Source organism: Rhodoferax sp. GT1R46, assembly GCF_056521285.1.
The window spans coordinates 314,580-330,623 of record NZ_JBWMBC010000003.1; the positions used below are offsets into that span (position 1 = coordinate 314,580).

14 protein-coding genes are annotated in these 16,044 nt (G+C 58.2%); 4 read left to right on the top strand and 10 right to left on the bottom strand.

Translation table 11 applies throughout. The features are described from left to right. Window position 1: 1 nt before the first annotated feature. From AC097W_RS10040 to gspG, 4 genes are read right to left on the bottom strand one after another with little or no spacing between them, the layout of a single operon-like run. Entirely contained in the window at window positions 2–784 is a 783-nt protein-coding gene (locus AC097W_RS10040; protein ID WP_479602360.1) for a hypothetical protein, read from the bottom strand. Continuing rightward, on the bottom strand, window positions 771–2,453 hold the full coding sequence (locus AC097W_RS10045; protein ID WP_479602361.1) for a GspE/PulE family protein: 1,683 nt from the start codon (window positions 2,451–2,453) through the stop codon (window positions 771–773). The genes AC097W_RS10040 and AC097W_RS10045 overlap by 14 nt, the downstream gene beginning before the upstream one ends. Further along, complete coding sequence (locus tag AC097W_RS10050; protein WP_479602362.1) at window positions 2,450–3,637, bottom strand: type II secretion system F family protein; 1,188 nt, start codon at window positions 3,635–3,637, stop codon at window positions 2,450–2,452. Before AC097W_RS10050 ends, AC097W_RS10045 begins: the two co-directional genes overlap by 4 nt. Before the next feature lie 2 nt (window positions 3,638–3,639). Next, the gene (gene gspG, locus AC097W_RS10055) at window positions 3,640–4,071 is read right to left on the bottom strand and encodes a type II secretion system major pseudopilin GspG (protein WP_479602363.1); all 432 of its coding nucleotides are present in this window, start codon (window positions 4,069–4,071) and stop codon (window positions 3,640–3,642) included. Between the two features lie 177 nt (window positions 4,072–4,248). Here gspG and AC097W_RS10060 point away from each other — a divergent pair, with 177 nt between their 5' ends. Beyond that, window positions 4,249–4,917, top strand: coding sequence for a lytic transglycosylase domain-containing protein (locus tag AC097W_RS10060; RefSeq protein WP_479602364.1), 669 nt, complete (start codon window positions 4,249–4,251; stop codon window positions 4,915–4,917). Here the strand turns inward: AC097W_RS10060 and phoB are convergent. Then, window positions 4,900–5,592: a phosphate regulon transcriptional regulator PhoB gene (gene phoB / locus AC097W_RS10065; RefSeq protein ID WP_479602365.1), complete on the bottom strand. Its 693-nt coding sequence runs from the start codon at window positions 5,590–5,592 to the stop codon at window positions 4,900–4,902. The genes AC097W_RS10060 and phoB overlap by 18 nt on opposite strands. A 196-nt stretch (window positions 5,593–5,788) precedes the next feature. Between phoB and AC097W_RS10070 the strand changes: the two genes are divergently transcribed. Both AC097W_RS10070 and AC097W_RS10075 read left to right on the top strand, forming a co-directional pair. Beyond that, entirely contained in the window at window positions 5,789–6,412 is a 624-nt protein-coding gene (locus AC097W_RS10070) for a putative 2OG-Fe(II) oxygenase (RefSeq protein ID WP_479602366.1), read from the top strand. 1 nt (window position 6,413) lies between these two features. Further along, a complete protein-coding gene (locus tag AC097W_RS10075; RefSeq protein ID WP_479602367.1) occupies window positions 6,414–9,029 on the top strand; it encodes a spermidine synthase in 2,616 nt (871 codons plus the stop codon). Between the two features lie 17 nt (window positions 9,030–9,046). Here AC097W_RS10075 and AC097W_RS10080 read toward each other — a convergent pair whose 3' ends face one another. From AC097W_RS10080 to AC097W_RS10100, 5 genes are all read right to left on the bottom strand, one after another. Continuing rightward, window positions 9,047–10,012, bottom strand: a complete 966-nt coding sequence (locus AC097W_RS10080; RefSeq protein WP_479602368.1) for a HupE/UreJ family protein — start codon at window positions 10,010–10,012, stop codon at window positions 9,047–9,049. Continuing rightward, window positions 10,009–10,872: a peptidyl-prolyl cis-trans isomerase gene (locus AC097W_RS10085; protein ID WP_479602369.1), complete on the bottom strand. Its 864-nt coding sequence runs from the start codon at window positions 10,870–10,872 to the stop codon at window positions 10,009–10,011. Before AC097W_RS10085 ends, AC097W_RS10080 begins: the two co-directional genes overlap by 4 nt. A 26-nt stretch (window positions 10,873–10,898) precedes the next feature. Beyond that, the gene (locus AC097W_RS10090; protein WP_479602370.1) at window positions 10,899–11,345 is read right to left on the bottom strand and encodes a copper chaperone PCu(A)C; all 447 of its coding nucleotides are present in this window, start codon (window positions 11,343–11,345) and stop codon (window positions 10,899–10,901) included. A 97-nt stretch (window positions 11,346–11,442) separates the two neighbouring features. After that, complete coding sequence (locus AC097W_RS10095; RefSeq protein WP_479602371.1) at window positions 11,443–13,698, bottom strand: hypothetical protein; 2,256 nt, start codon at window positions 13,696–13,698, stop codon at window positions 11,443–11,445. A gap of 34 nt (window positions 13,699–13,732) precedes the next feature. Next, window positions 13,733–14,353, bottom strand: coding sequence for a PEP-CTERM sorting domain-containing protein (locus tag AC097W_RS10100; protein ID WP_479602372.1), 621 nt, complete (start codon window positions 14,351–14,353; stop codon window positions 13,733–13,735). 267 nt (window positions 14,354–14,620) lie between these two features. On the opposite strand from AC097W_RS10100, the gene AC097W_RS10105 reads away from it, so the two are divergent. Continuing rightward, window positions 14,621–16,042 (top strand): undecaprenyl-phosphate glucose phosphotransferase, encoded by a 1,422-nt coding sequence (locus AC097W_RS10105; protein WP_479602373.1) that lies wholly within the window; start codon window positions 14,621–14,623, stop codon window positions 16,040–16,042. Window positions 16,043–16,044: the final 2 nt, after the last annotated feature.

Consider the following 16,044-nt stretch of genomic DNA (forward strand, 5'->3'; position numbering starts at 1 on the left):
TTCAGATTCCTTGCGCTTTGGACTGAAGCCAGGTGAATGCCAGACCTGCGACTCGCGGTGGGGCGCCACCACCGCCGGTCAGGTACAAGGGCACAGATTCTTCCGACAGGCCAACTGCGATACCCATCTGCGCCATCATGCCGGGAAGCGCATCGCGCCAGTCCGCATCCACGCGCTGACTGCGCAATCCCAACCATTGCCCGTCGCGCAGCAAGCCCAGTGACACACAGTCGGGTTCAATCAGCCCAAACCAGGCCGATTTCTTGTTGAAAGATGTGCGCCGGAGGTCAAATGCAGAGGCGAAATAAGGGGCCACTGTGGCGAGAGTGGCGCCTGCCGCATCACAGGTGCTGCGCAACGCTGCAATCAAAGCGGCGTCTACCGCGCAGGCAGGCACCGTCTGTCCCGGTGGTTGTGGTGAGTGCATGACCTGCCAGTCGTTGGCGGCCTTCCCAAAGGTTTCATGAAATCGCAACGACGCATAAGCTGCAAGCTCTTTCGGCTGGCTCACTTCAGCCTGCCAAGGCAGCAGTTGCCAACGCACAAAACGCCCCGACAACACCACATGCAGCTTGGGATTGCGTCCACCCTTTTCAGCAAGCCATTGGGCCAGAGTGACGACTGCCGGCTGCCAGGATGCACCGTCGGTTCCCGGTGTTTCAGACTTGCAGTCAATGTGTTCGCAAGCCGCAATCTTGCGCGACCAACCCCACGCGGGACGCACCAGCGTAATCCGCTGTGCCGACAAGCCAACAATCCATTTTGGGGAACTAAGCGACCACACGATTCAACTCCTGAAGGCTTGTTTCCCCACGACGTACGAGATCAAGCCCTACCTCGCGCATCAACCGGGTCCCATTGCGAGCGGCGGCTTCCTTGATGCGCCGAACGGGTTCACGGCTGACGATCATTTCGCGCAACTCATCATCCAGCACCAGCACTTCCGCTACGGCCTTGCGCCCCTTGAACCCGGTGCCACGGCAATGGGCGCAGCCACGCCCAACCCGAAAGCGAAATCCTGTTGCGTCGGGAATTCCCGAGAGGGACAACAAAGCAGCGTCTGGCACGTCATCTTCTACGCAGTGCGGGCAGCTCATGCGTACCAGGCGCTGCGCGACAATGCCATTCAAGGCGGCCACCAGGCTGTAGGGGTCCACCCCCATGTGCGTAAAACGGCCCAGCACGTCAAATACATTGTTTGCGTGAACGGTGGTCAACACCAGGTGACCCGTGAGTGCGGCCTGAACCGCAATTTGGGCGGTTTCGCCATCGCGAATTTCCCCCACCATGATCTTGTCGGGATCGTGGCGCAAGATGGAACGCAAGCCCCGCGCAAAGGTGAGACCTTTTTTTTCGTTCACGGGAATCTGCAAAACACCGGGTAACTGGTATTCCACCGGGTCTTCAATCGTGACGATCTTGTCGTGGCCGTGGTTGATTTCGTTGATGGCGGCATACAACGTGGTGGTCTTGCCGCTGCCGGTCGGGCCGGTGGCCAGCAACATACCGTAGGGTTCGACAGAAAGCCTGCGTAAAAGCGAGAGCGTGGTGGCGTCAAAACCAAGCGCCTCCAGGCTCAAACCCACCACTTTGTCGGACAGGCGCTGCTTGTCCAGAATGCGCAAAACGGCGTCCTCACCATGAATGCTCGGCATGATGGATACACGAATGTCTATTTCACGCCCGCTTGCGGCCACCTTGAAGCGGCCATCCTGTGGCACGCGGCGCTCCGAAATATCCAGCTCAGCCATCACCTTGATGCGGGAGATAACCTGCTCGGCATTTTCGGTTCCCTGAATGCCACCCACGCTGGCAAGCACACCATCAATGCGGTATTTAATGAAAATGCCGCTGGGTGCGGTTTCCAGGTGAATGTCACTCGCGCCGGCCTTGAGCGCGTCGTACAGCGTCGAGTTGACCAGACGAACCACCGGGCTGGAATCCTCGCTGATGCTCTTGAGCGAAATGTCCTCTGCGCCAGCGCTTTGCTGCGCCGAATGCTCCATCGAAACCATATCATCCATAGCCCGAAGTGTGTCTTCGTGGCGAGCCAGATACGCTGCAATGTCGCCACGGTCAGCCAGTCGGATTTCCAGTTGGGAGCGCACTCGCTCTTGCGCCCAGTCGCGCAAGCCCATATTGAATGGGTCGGCAACAACCATCAGCAGCGCGTCCGATTCGCCACGGAACAGCAGACATTCGCGCTGCAGTGCATCGCTATAGGGCAACAGGTCAAAGGCGGGTTTCAGCGCGTGCATCTCGTTCATGCCAACTACACCCAAATGCGCCGTGACACCCAAGCGTGCAGTGAAGGCTTGGGCCGGCGCGCCATTGGCCTCGTCCAGCGCTTCAATCAAGCGGCCACCGCGCGCCTTGGCAATAGCGCGGGCCGCGTCAATTTCTGTTGGGGAAAAGGGCTTGACGAGGACCCCTGGGTCAATTCGGTTGTTCATCGAATGCTATCCGCCAGTTGAAAGATCGGCAAATACATCAACACCACCACAGCGCCAATCACCAGGCCCATCAGCAGCATCAGTACAGGCCCCAACAGACGCGTCACCCACTCGGCCCAACGCGCCATCTCTTCGTCGTGGAAGGCTGCAACCCGCTCCATCATCTCGCCCATGTTTCCGGCGCGCTCGCCGACTCGCAGCATGCGCAGCGCAACTGCGGTGGTCAGTCCGTCTGCCTCAAAGGCCTGCGAGATAGTGTTGCCCTCGCGAATGCTTCGCGTGGCGCTGGTCAGGCGCGCCTGCAAGGCCACCGACAGCAGACCTGACACCATGTCCAGCGCCGGAACGATGGGAATACCTCCCCGCAGCAACATGCCCAGCGTACGGTACAGCCGCGTCAACTGGAATACACGCATGCGCTCACCTACCGCCGGGAAACGCCACATCAAACGAAACAGCCGCTGCCCCACCATGCGGCCACCGCCGTTCAGCATCACCAATGCAAAAGCCACCAGCAGGCCAATCAATACGGGCCAATACTTCTCAACCACCATGCCCCACTGCAACAGCAGGCGTGAGAGAAAAGGCAAGTCTCCGCCCATGTCTTCGTATATGTGCGAAAAGCGGGGCACCACGTAACCCATCAAAAAAAGAATCACCAGACTGCTGACAGCAACCAGTAGCGCCGGATAGATTGCTGCGCTCACCAGGCGGCCACGCAATGTTTCCAGTTGTGTGGCGTATGCGATATAGCGGCCAAGCGCCTCGTCAAGGCCACTCGTTCTCTCACTGGCGCGAACTGTGGCGACATACAGCGGCGGAAAGGCCTGCGGGGCATCTTCCAGCGTGGCGGAGAAGGCACGCCCCTCGCGCAGGCTGGTAACAATCCCCTGCAGCACGCTTCGAACCGCAGGGCGGTTCTCTTTCTCTGCCAGGGTCTCCACCGCTTCCACGATAGTGATGCCCGAATTGAGCAACGAAAGCAACTCCTGGCTAAAGAGCAGGAGCGGGAAACGTGTGGTTCCCCTTGCTCCCAGCCGACTAAGCCATGGTGCGCGCGTAACCGACAGCACCGCATGCCCCAGTGCAGCAACCTGGCGCCGTGCATCGTCGGCGTCCGATGCTTCAAGCATCGTGATGCCAACGCCGGTGTCCGGCTTCAATGTCTTGACCAGAAATTGCATGATCACCAGCTGACGATGTCTTCCGACTCACCGGTGCCACCGGGCTGACCGTCTTTGGCGTAGGACATCAAATCGTATTCGCCGTGCTCGCCAGGAAACTTATAGACATACGCGTTTGACCAGGGGTCCAGCGGAACCGCTTTTTTGAGATATGGGCCCGACCACTTGGTTTCCCCTGCTGGACGCTCCATCAGCGCTGCCAACCCCTGCTCATTGGTCGGGTAGTGCCCCACGTCCAACCGATACTGATCAAGTGATTTTTCCAGTGCGTCGATCTGTGCGCGTGCGGTCTTCGTTTGTGACTTTCCGATCTGCGCAAAAAACTTGGGGGCCACAAAGCCTGCAAGCATTCCGATGATCACCATGACCACCAGCAGTTCAAGCAGAGTGAAGCCGGAGGAACGTTTGGATGAATAGGGAAGAGTCAGTGTCATAGTGGGTCAAGTCATATCAGGAAGGGTCCGTCTTGCTGCAAATCGGTCAACCCGAATCCGACAGAGAAGACTCCGAAACACCTGTCGGGAATGTAGACGCGTTGTGTGACAAGCCAGTTACACACAGAAACCGGGACTGAAATATTTTCGAAACATCACGATGACAGAATCACTTTGGTGATCACCCGCAACAGCTTCCACCAACCATCAGAAAAACGTGTCCGGTGTGTCAGTCACATCCTTACATCCGTTTTGCTTTCTTGCGCCCTGTTTGCGCCTGAACCGGCGGCAGCCGACGTCTATCAATTCATCGCCGATGACGGCACGCCACATTTCAGCGACCAACCCTCTGATTCGCGGTTTCGCCTGCTGCTGCGAACTGGCAGTCAAACACCCTCTTCCGGCGTGGCGGTGTCATCAAGGGATGGCCTACGCAACCCCAGGAACCGCTTTGCAGACGAAATTTTGGCCGCGGCACAGGCCAACCGCCTTGAACCCGCACTGCTGCATGCAGTGATCGAAATCGAATCGGGCTACAACGCCAGGGCCATCTCACCCAAGGGAGCACTAGGCTTGATGCAACTAATGCCCGCCACCGCAAGACGCTACGCGGTTCTTGATCCTATGGATGCTGTGCAAAATCTGAAAGGTGGTGCGCGCCTGCTACGTGACTTGCTTGATCAATTCTCTGGCAACAAGGAGCTGGCGCTCGCCGCCTACAACGCTGGCGCTGGGGCCGTACAAGCGCATGGATTGCGCATTCCGCCTTACGCGGAAACCATCCGGTATGTTCCGGCTGTTTTGAAAAGCTATGAACTGCGCAAGGGCCTATCGCGCAGTGATTGACAAGCTATAGCCACTGCCCCGCACTGTCTGGATCAAGGAATCGTGCCCGCCCTCTTCCATCGCAGCGCGCAGGCGACGGATATGCACATCCACCGTGCGCTCGTCCCCAAAGAAGTTGTCACCCCAAACATGGTTCAGTAGCTGTGTTCGGCTGTGCACCCGATCCACATGGGTCATGAGGAAATGCAGCAAGCGGTACTCGGTGGGCCCCAAGGCAAGCTGGACACCTGCAGCAGTAACACGCTGAGTGGACGGCTGCAGGCTGAGCCCGCCAACTTCCACAATACCTTCATTCGCAAGGGGTACTCGGCGACGCAGCACGGCAGCAATCCGGGCGAGCAGTTCACGGGGAGAAAACGGCTTTGTCATATAGTCGTCTGCACCCGTTTCAAGACCGGTAATCTTGTCACGCTCCTCGTCACGCGCCGTTAACATGATGATCGACACGTCGCGTGTACTCGCGTCGGATCTCAGAATGCGTGCCAATTCGATGCCCGATATGCCAGGCAGCATCCAGTCAATCAGGACCAGATCCGGCGGAGCCTCAAAAACCATCTTTCTAGCTACCTCACCGTCAGCTGCACACCGAACAATGTGCCCAGCCCGAGACAAGTTGATCGCAATCAGCTCCTGAATGCCCGGATCGTCTTCCACTACAAGAATTTGCGCGGCCATACCTTGGAACGTTGTTGTGAAAAACGCGAGCGTATTGCATACAGATGACGGTTTCATGAATCACGACAGGTTGTGCACAGCCTTCCCTTACTGTCACAAATTTGATATGAATTTCTCCTATATTCCGATTCTGTTCTATTGATATGGTTGCCTCCGCGAGTAGCCTGTCGACCAAAAATACCTACTAAAAAATACAATGGACGAAATCATCGGACTCTTTCCAACGCCATTCATGCGCGCACCGGCGACACTGCCTGTTGAACTGGTGACTGACCTCGTCAAGCATTTCAGTGCGATGGCGGTCCGAGACAACAATTCATCTACAAATCTATCGCACACCGAGGTGCTGCGTCCCCAGGACAGCCCTCTGTTTGCCGAGGCCGCTATGCTGATCACGCCCAAGCTTGTAGATTTTGGGGTGCAGATTTTTGGCGAGCGGATGGGATGGGCGATCAAGGAAATGTGGGTTAACTTCCTCGATCAGGGCGGTCGCCAGGCGATGCACAATCACGCGAACAGTTTCATCTCTGGCGTCGTCTATTTGACGCCCACACATCCAGACTCGCAGACAGTTTTCATGAAGTCGCCCGGAGGCACGGACTTTGCCTTCAGGAATGATCACGCCGGAACGATACCTGGCCCCTACAGCGCCGACAAGTGGGTCAGCCCCGCACCCAATCCGGGCGATCTCGTGCTATTCCCCAGCTACCTCATGCACGCAGTGCCCCCGAATCCCGGAGAACGCCGCATCACCGTAGCGTTCAACGCCATTCCCACCCGACTGGATTCCTGGGGCTACTCCATCACGTTTGGCGGCTAACGTGGCCAACGCTGTGTCCGTGAGGTCGGTAGCCTCGCGCCAACGCATTGCCCTGGCGTTGATGTGTGCATCCGGCTTTGCGTCCCTGGGCTACCAGATTGTCTGGACGCAACAATGCGCTGTCTGGCTGGGTCACGAAACGGCAGCAGTGCTGGCCGTTGTTGCGGCGTTCTTTGGCGGTCTGGCTCTTGGTGCATTGACACTGGGCTCCCTCATTGAGCAAAGTGCGCATCCCGCACGCTGGTATGCCGCCTGCGAGGCCGTCATCGCAGCATGGAGCGTTGCGCTTGCGTTCCTCATGGTGCCATTGGGTGGCTGGTTACTCGACATCACCGGCGAGCAACCCACCCAGGCCTGGCATTGGGCAACGGCGTTCTGCGGCACATTTGTCCTGCTGTTGCCCGCAACGGTGGCGATGGGTGCGACGCTGCCAGCTATGGAGCGCGTCACGGCGCAGCTGCAGCGCCAGGGGTATTCGATCGCTGCGCTGTACGCGAGCAATACCTTCGGTGCCGTCGTCGGTGTGCTGGCGAGCGCTTTCTGGCTCATACCCGAGTTGGGCCTTGCGCGCACGACCGGCTTGTGCGCAGTCATCAATGTATTGTGTGCGGCTGCGGCGCTGAGCTTGCGTTCGGATGGTCTCGTCAGAGCCGATCCGCAACAGACAACCGGCTATAAACTTGCGCCAATGCTCGCAGCGACAGGGCTCCTCGGCATTGGCTATGAGGTACTCGTCGTTCGCGTATTGAGTCAGGTTTCCGAGGATACGGTCTACACCTTCGCGATGCTGCTGGCAGTCTACTTGGGCGGCACCGCCCTTGGGGCAGCGGTGTACCAGCGCTGGTTTTCCGGAACCCGGGTGCCGGGCCACGAGCAGGACCTCAATTCAGACCCCGTTCGCGACCGGTTACTGGGCCTGCTGGCAGCGGCCTGCCTAGTCGCCACACTGGGCTTATGGGGTGCGCAAACGCTCAAGCAATATGCACTGGAACTTATGGGTTCGGGTATGGCTGCGGCGCTCGCAGCGGAAGCCGCGCTGGCCCTCGCGGCATTCGCCCTTCCCACCATCGTGATGGGTGCACTGTTCAGTCACCTCACGATACAGGCGCGAACGGCCGGCATGGCCTTCAGCCGCTCCCTGGCTTTCAATACGTTGGGCGCAGCCGCTGCACCGCTGGTGTTTGGCGTGCTTCTCGTTCCTGCGGTCGGGCCCAAGTTCGCACTGCTGACGGTCGCTATCGGATACCTGGTACTTTCCTCGCCGCGTGCCTGGAGAACGCCCGTTGTCTGGGGGCCCACCGTAATGGCTCTTGCTATGGCCGTATGGGCGCCGCCATTGGCCTTTGTCGACATTCCCGAAGGCGGCCGCGTCGTCAGCTACCGCGATGGGGCAATGGCAACGGTGAGCGTTGTGGAGGATGCGCAAGGAGTCATGCGACTGCGGATCGATAACCGCCAGCAGGAGGGCAGCAGTGACTCACGAGTTGCTGATGCCCGGCAGGCCCTGCTGCCACTGCTACTGCATCCAGCGCCCAAACAGGTGTTGTTCCTTGGCTTGGGTACAGGCGTCACATCGTTTTCAGCAGCTGAGGACCCCACGCTGCAGGTAGATGCGGTGGAGCTGCTACCCGAAGTCATTGAGGCATCCGACTATTTCACGCGTGTACTCACTGGAAGTGAGTCCCCTCGCCGCCGAAACCTGATTGCCGCCGATGCACGGCGCTATGTGCGGGCCTCCTCCCGGCAATACGACGTCATCGTGGCCGACAACTTTCATCCTGCGCGCAGCGGCTCAGCTGCGCTCTATACCGTGGAGCACTTTCGGGCGGTGCGCGAACGACTCGCCGCCGAGGGACTGTTTTGCCAGTGGCTACCACTACACCAGCTTGACGTGGAGACACTGCGCTCCATCGTTCAGTCTTTTGTTGCCGTCTATCCGGACGGCCGGGCCATGATCGCAACCAACAGCCTGGAGACGCCGGTCATCGGTCTGGTCGGACGCAACGGACCGCCCCATTTCGACGCTGGACAGGTGCGGGCACGCCTTGCCACTGCCGCATGGCCGCAAGCCCCTGCAGACTTCGGCTTCAACGACGAATTCGCTGTGTTGGGCAGCTTCATAGCCGGGCCGCAGTCCCTCGCGCGCTTCGCTGGTAGCAGCAAGGCCAACACGGATGACCACCCCGTGGTCGCGTACAGTGCACCACGCATCACCTATGCGCCCGATTCACTTCCGCGCGACCGGCTGGTAGCACTACTGCGGGAACTGACGATCGAGTCTGCCGACGTGCTGGGTTCTACACCCGACGTGGCAATCCAGCGACGTATCGCTGCTTACTGGGCGGCACGCACAAGGTATATCGAGGTGGGCCGCGACGTGCGGCCTTCAGTCGACGTAGAGCGCATGCTGGCACAAGTACGTGAACCCTTGCTATTGGTACTGCGCACCAGCCCGGACTACCGTCCAGCCTACGACCCACTGCTGATGATGGCAACCGCCCTCGCCCGCGTTGACACAAAGGCTTCGCGCAGGCTGCTGACTGAGCTATCGCAGTTGCAGCCTGCGCGGCCGGAAGCAGCGCAGGCATTGGAACGGCTTAACAACACATCCCCATAAAGGAAATGCCCGGATATCTAGGCCAGGATTGCAAGCACGCGCCCCCAGGTCCAGAACGCAGCCATGGAACCAATGCCATATAGCAGCGGGGTGCGCAGCTTTGCAAGAGGAGCCCAGCGACTCAACGCACGCCACACCAGCCAGGCAGTGCCCACTGTGATTAGCTGACCGATTTCCACACCCAGATTGAAAGTCAGCAGCGCAGCCGGTAAATAATTTTCCGGCAAGCCGATTTCCTTCAGTGCGCCGGCAAAGCCCAGCCCGTGGACCAACCCAAAGAGAAATGCCAACGCAGCCGGCCAACGGCGGGCGAGAGTCATGCGCTGGTGCAGGGCCTCGCCCGCCACCAGAATGATCGACAGCGCAATGGTGGCTTCTACCGGCGGGGATCGCAGAGTCAACCACCCCATGGCAGCACTAACCAGCGTGAGGCTGTGTGCTGCGGTGAAAGCCGTGATCGTCCATACCAACTTGCGCTGAAAGCCGACGAGAAAAAGCAAGCCGAACACGAACAGCAAGTGGTCGTAGCCAGTGAGGATGTGCTCAATGCCCAGCAATGTGTAAGCATACGCAATCTCGCCCATCCCGCGCCGGTCGTCTGCTGAGCCGTACATCTGCACGGTCGGCTGGCCACTGGTAAGGGTGTACACGCGGGTCTGTCCATCCATCCAGAAGACCTTCACGAGCGCGGCGGAGTAGCGCTTGCCGACACCTTCTATGGCCAACGTGCCTTTCAGACCGTCATTTCCACAGTGCAAGACGTTGGATTCGGCCACACAGCTATCGGGCCACAACGGCGTCAGATCCTCGGTTCCGGGACGTTTATCGTTGGTGGCTGACCATTGCCAGAGAAACTCGCCGCGCGACATTTCGCGCACTTCCATCTCGGCCATGCTCATCTCATGCGCCCCAGCCAGGACAGGCCAGAGTGCCAGGGCGCCGAAAAACAAGGCGAAAAGCCGTGCACGAATCAAGTTGCTCATTTCGTTGCACCCTCGAACTTCACTTTGTATTTCTTGGTCAAGGCACGAACCGCGGCGCTGCGCTGTTCAGATGCCACGGCATCCTTCCAGTCTTGCAAGACAACATTTCGCAGGGCCTCGTAGTCAGCAGGCTTGGTCGGCGTGATCGCCACCAGCCGCATGGCACGCCATCCGTCACGCGTTTTCAAAACCCGCCATTCACGCAGCGGTGATTCTTCCAGCACCTTCGGAAAATCGGGTCCGTAACTTTGAACCAGGTTGGCATATGGCCGATCCTTGAAGACCCGCAAACCCGCTTTGGCATCGCCAGGTGTTCCGGAGTTCAGGGCCTGAACGAAAGAACGAACGGCGGCCTCGGAGGTGTCTCCGGAAAGTGCCGCCTCCTCAAAATCGTAGCGTGCTGGCAGGTCGTACTTCGCTCTGCGGGCTTCAAACCAATCGCGCAGCAGTTTGTCATTGACTTCCGGCAATTTGACGTTGGCATCGACCACGCTCAGTGCTTTGAAGATCACGCGTTCGCGGATCGCCGTGTCACCCTTGTCGACCTGCATGGCGAGACCTTCGCGGTAAAGCACTTCGTTGTCGAGCCAGACGTGACGCAGTGCGTCAAGCTCCTCGGCGTTGGGCTCGCGACCACGCGCAGCCTTGAACACCTGCCTGGCTTCGGTGTCGACTTCGGAAGCGACCGTGATGGTGCGTGGGTCATCGGTACGACCCACAATGAAATGGTCAACGGCGAACAGCAGCCCGCCCAGGATGACAAAGTGCAAGAGCGGCTCACGCAACCAGGTCGGCATGACAGAACTTTGGGACTGGGTGATGGGAGAGTCAACGGAAGAAATCGGAAGCGATGTGGACATAATTTATTTTGTTAGGCCCGAGCCGTTCAAGCGTAGGGCATGTACAAGACGTGAAGGTCGGCAGTAACGTTGCCGCCTTTCTCAAAGGACAGGGTGATGGGATAGATGCGGCCAATGCCCATCGGAAATTTCAGGCCTACTAGCTTGAGAACCACACCAGTCTCACCAAGCACGGTTTCTTTCCCTTGGGGAATTGCAAAATTCACCTGCGGGCCAACGCCGGGCCCCACCATGACGGCACTTTCGGCCACAGGTGTTTCCACGCCGATCAGGCGGTCATCTTGCGCGACGTCGTCGAACGTCATGCCGATCACTGCCGAGGCGGTACCCACCATGGTGGCACGGGTCCAGGGCGTCACGATACGCAGGTTGGTTGTGAAGAACTCGCAGGCCCGGGCAGCCGGCAGCAAAAGCGAAGCACCTGCAGCGATACCTGACCGCAGTACCAAGCGTCGTCCTATGAGAGGGTTCATATTGTCAAATTCCTGATAACTAGTTCGCGGAAGCACCATGCTGAAAAGGCACCACGCGAAACCGCGTGGTGCCTTGCGAGCGGTGACCCGCGAGGGTTTACTGAACGCCAGCGACGACCGTCGATCCCGTTACCTGGATATAAATCGGGTTGCTGTAGAACCACAGGTCAGACCATGCCGCCACATCGTAGGCAACCATCTTCTGGCCGCCAACAACCGGCAGATGCGCAGGGCAACCGTCGATCGCGTTGCCGCTCAGGGTGGTACCCACTGTGGTGCACGGAATCTTCAACATGGCCGTGTTACTGGCATTGGTGTAGATGTCCGCCAAGGGATTGCCGCTGGTATCGGTTTCGAATGGCACAGCCGCTGGCAGGTTGCTACCGCGCAGACGCACATACTGTGAAGCGGAAACCGCTGGAACACGGTAGGTCATTTTCTGGAACGTAGAGCTGTCGACACCCGACACCACGGGCATCCAAGGCGTTGCACCTGCACCACTGAACGTCTTGATGACCGACGCAGTAGTGTTCTTGGCGGCGGCAGGAACCACCGACAGGTTGGCAGTCGTACCATCAGTGCGCAGCCAATTGGTGTTGCGTGGCCATTCACCCGCGTAGTCCGCAGAACCTGGCGTCTTGTAGCCAGAAACCAAACCACGGATCAGGTCGATGTGGTCAAGCACCGGCATGTTGATGGGCTGGGTTGCGCCGATTTGCAAAAGCGACGGGTTGGAGAAAGTGTACGGCGAGTAGTTGGCGCCATCGGGATCCCGCACCACAATCGACACCACAATCTCCGCACCCGGACGAACAACCAGCTTTTCACCCATGGTGGCGCAGCCAGTTGTATCGATGTCGGTGTTGTTCGTGGCGGCGGCTACCGCCAAGGCTTCCACCGCAGCGTTCGAGCGGGCACCAGGGCCGGGGTAGGAAGCGCAAGCGATGAATGCCAGGCGATCAATCAGTTGGCCGCTCGCAGCAAAGTTGTTGCCGGTGCGCAGGCCATCGACGATCTTTTGCGGGCGCAGCTTGTCGGACCCGTTGCGAACCATGGTGTAGTTGCGCTGGTACTCACCAGGGTAGAAATCCTGGGTCGAGCGGCGGTCGTCAGGACCAAAGCTGCCACGGTTGTGCCAGTCCGAGCTTGCAAAAAACCAGAAGTTGCGCCCTTCACCCAGCAACGCGTCCCACACACCGCCAAGTTGTGCGCCATAGACACCCGTACCACCGTAGGTCGTTCCACCCACTGAGTCGGTAAGCACGCCCGCGATGCTATTGCGCTTCACCTGGTACTCACCCCGATTGGACGATGCACCGTGACCGGGTTGGGTCTCAAAACCAAACGCCACCGACGGAGCCGCGTTGTTGAAGTTGCGCAGGTGCTCGATGTTGAAACCGTTGTTGCCATCCGGGTTGAACGGACCCGCACGCTCCAGGTGAGCAGGAACGTAGTAGCTGCCGTTCGCGTGGAACTCTTTCATCCACTTCATCGCCTCTACGGTCTTGTTGTGGCCTTTGGTACCGTTTCCGGTGCCGCTGGCGGGGATTAACTTCTGAGCCGTGGCGTTCCAGCTCGTGTCGGCCGCATTTTGGCTACCAGTGACCGAGCAGTTCCAGTTGTTGCCAACCGATGAGCCAGTGATGTTGCCACGACTCGTGTCGGTGTCGCCGCGGTCAAAACAGTAAGACCATTGCGCCAGCGCTGTAGCGTTACCAGAGGCGACGTAACCGCCCAGTGGGCTATATCCAGCAACATTCAACGGCGTTGCAGTTTCTGTCGGGGCAGGCATCTGGCCGGCAATGATGGACATGGAGCTGTGCTCGTGACCAGCGACAACCGACTCCAAGCCGAGGAACAGTGGCAGATCCTTGGCGTGGTTCAGGTGCTCCATCACCTGGTACTGCACTTCCTGGATGGACTGCCAGCGCCACATGCTGCCGGTGCCTGCTGCGCCGCCGCCATCGCCCTTGAGGTTAGCCTTGCCAATGCTGTTGGCCCAGGTTGTCGTAGGGCCCTGGCCTGCGACATAAGGATACTCTGCTGTCTCCAGGGTCGCATCTTCCACCAACGAGCAGTTACGATTGCCATTGCCACCGTGGCCGGCCTGCACGAACCAGTCGAGGCCCCAAGGGGTGTCTACCTTGTCGGTGACTTTCTTGACCAGCTTCTGCATGGAGATAGAGCCATCCGAGCAGGTGGTGTGGTTGTGAAAGTCACCAGCAACATACTTACCCGGGATCTTGCCAGCCGCTGAGGCTACCGATGGCGCGATAGCGCTGACCAGTGCGAGGGTTCCGAGGGCCGTGGCCACCGCGACAGATATCTGCCTCTTTTTGAATACGAATTTCATTGAAATTACTCCTAAATAGTGTTCAGCCAAGCGATTAGCGGTTGCGGCGGCGGGCTTTGAATCCCAACAAGCCGAGTCCGGCCAGGAGCATTGCGAAAGTCTCGGGTTCAGGCACGGCTGCGATGTTGTCCAGGCTTACGCCGTTGGCACTTGCCGTGAAGTCAAAAGACTTGGCGCTGCCGTTGAACGTCAGCGTTTTCTGTGTCCATGTGTCGTAAGCAAAAGAACTGTTGGCAGCCAGATCGAAGCTGCCCAACACGGTACCTGTTCCATTCAAACCAGAATAAACAACCACTGCGCCGGACACAGCATTTGGACTCGCATAGAAGAACGAGAGCGCGTTATCCACACCATCGGCGACATTCATGTAAGCCTTGTCGGTATCAGCATATGTATACGCATAAGCAGTTCCCAGCATCGTGGGTGCGTTTGCATAGTAGGAGAAGGCGCTGTCGTTGGACAAGCCCGACATATTGACGAAAGACACACCGAGATTGGAACCACTGGTGCCGTCTGCAGCAGTGCCACCACTGTAGTAGGTGTTTACGTCAACGCCGTAATCCCAGTTCTTTTCAAAATCTACGAGAAATGGCGCTCCCGCAAATGCGGGCGTGGCGGTGATCAAAGCCAGTGCGGCAATTGAGAACAACTTCATCAGAAACTCCTAGGACATTGGGTGTGCGTCTAACGTTGCACAAAGAGTTGCAGCGTCAACGCGGGGCTTTTTACGGAAACCTTGGTAGGCATGCAGATGGTGACAAATATTTGTTACATCCCAAATAGAAATTCGTGACCGGGAATAGTCCGTTTGGATTTCGCAGCACGCCACCCAAATGACACACCGTTGTCATATGCCCATGATTTACTTCGGCGCTTAACCAAACGCATGCTGAACCGCGCCCTGAACAACACCCCGTGATCAATGTCCAAGACCCAACTCATCGTATCGGCTGCGGCGCTAAACAAGCAATCAGCGCCCGCCTCGCTGGGCAGAGACAATCTGCTCAGCATTTTTGAATCTGTCATCGGACCGGGTGCTTTTGTTACGACTCTTTGGGCTCTGGCCTACTATTTCGAGGACCAGATTCTTCCTCCCTACCTCATTCTCTCAGTGATGGTCTTTGCCCTGACCTTCCCTGGTCAAGCGCGGCTTCAGTCATCCATCACAACATTGATCATTGATATCGCGGTCAACTGGACGGGTATCGCCGGCTTGTTGCTCGTCACCGGTGTCAGTACCGGATATATCCGCGATTTCTCAAAACAGGCCCTGATTGCCTGGGTGTGGTTGGCTCCGCTGACCGAGCTCAGTGCCTGCCTGCTGTTGCGCGCCACTGCACCGATGCTCCTCAAGATGCAAGGGCCTCGGCAACGCGCCATCATTGTTGGCATGAATGAGCAGGGTCTGGCACTGGCCGAAAAAATCCGCAGTTCGCCCTACTCCCAGATCGATGTCACTGGTTTTGTCGATAGCCGTAGCGTCGAACGCCTCACACCCACCACTCCACAAAACCTGTTGGGTGGCTTGAATGACCTGGCAAGTCTGGTTAAAGGCAATCGCATACAGCTGATTTACCTGTCATTGCCGATGGCTTCACAACCGCGCATTCTGCAAATTCTGGATGACCTGAAAGACACCACCGCTTCGATCTATTTTGTGCCCGACATGTTCGTCACCGATCTGATTCAGGGCCAGCCAGGTTCCGTGTGCGACATGCCGGTCATTTCTGTATGCGACACGCCGTTCAAGGGCTCCAACGGCGCGCTTAAGCGCATGAGCGACATCATCTTGTCTGTCCTGATTCTTGTGCTGATTTCCCCTGTCCTCCTGGTCATTGCGGCGGCCGTCAAATGGGGATCGCCCGGTCCGATCATCTTCAAGCAGCGCCGTTACGGTCAAGATGGTGAAGAAATACTGATCTACAAATTTCGTTCGATGACCGTTACCGAAGACGGCGCCACCATCCAGCAGGCGCAGAAAAATGATGCGCGCATCACCCGGCTGGGTGCCTTCTTGCGCCGGTCCTCGCTCGACGAACTTCCCCAGTTCGTCAATGTGCTCCAGGGCCGTATGAGCATTGTGGGTCCTCGCCCACACGCTGTCGCCCACAATGAGCTCTACCGCAAGCTCATCAAGGGATACATGGTGCGCCACAAGGTAAAACCTGGCATTACCGGATGGGCGCAGGTCAATGGCTACCGTGGCGAAACCAACACGCTGGACAAGATGCAGGGGCGCATTGATTTCGACCTCGACTACCTGCGCAACTGGTCGCTGCGGCTTGACATCCACATCATTCTGAAAACTATTCGCCTGGTCCTCAAAGACCAAAAGGCTTACTGAGT

Coding starts and splice junctions, on each gene's coding strand:
- AC097W_RS10045 (WP_479602361.1), bottom strand. CDS start 2,453: ATGAACAACCGAATTGACCCAGGGGTCCTCGTCAAGCCCTTTTCCCCA.
- AC097W_RS10050 (WP_479602362.1), bottom strand. CDS start 3,637: ATGCAATTTCTGGTCAAGACATTGAAGCCGGACACCGGCGTTGGCATC.
- gspG (WP_479602363.1), bottom strand. CDS start 4,071: ATGACACTGACTCTTCCCTATTCATCCAAACGTTCCTCCGGCTTCACT.
- phoB (WP_479602365.1), bottom strand. CDS start 5,592: ATGGCCGCGCAAATTCTTGTAGTGGAAGACGATCCGGGCATTCAGGAG.
- AC097W_RS10070 (WP_479602366.1), top strand. CDS start 5,789: ATGGACGAAATCATCGGACTCTTTCCAACGCCATTCATGCGCGCACCG.
- AC097W_RS10080 (WP_479602368.1), bottom strand. CDS start 10,012: ATGAGCAACTTGATTCGTGCACGGCTTTTCGCCTTGTTTTTCGGCGCC.
- AC097W_RS10085 (WP_479602369.1), bottom strand. CDS start 10,872: ATGTCCACATCGCTTCCGATTTCTTCCGTTGACTCTCCCATCACCCAG.
- AC097W_RS10090 (WP_479602370.1), bottom strand. CDS start 11,345: ATGAACCCTCTCATAGGACGACGCTTGGTACTGCGGTCAGGTATCGCT.
- AC097W_RS10095 (WP_479602371.1), bottom strand. CDS start 13,698: ATGAAATTCGTATTCAAAAAGAGGCAGATATCTGTCGCGGTGGCCACG.
- AC097W_RS10100 (WP_479602372.1), bottom strand. CDS start 14,353: ATGAAGTTGTTCTCAATTGCCGCACTGGCTTTGATCACCGCCACGCCC.
- AC097W_RS10105 (WP_479602373.1), top strand. CDS start 14,621: ATGTCCAAGACCCAACTCATCGTATCGGCTGCGGCGCTAAACAAGCAA.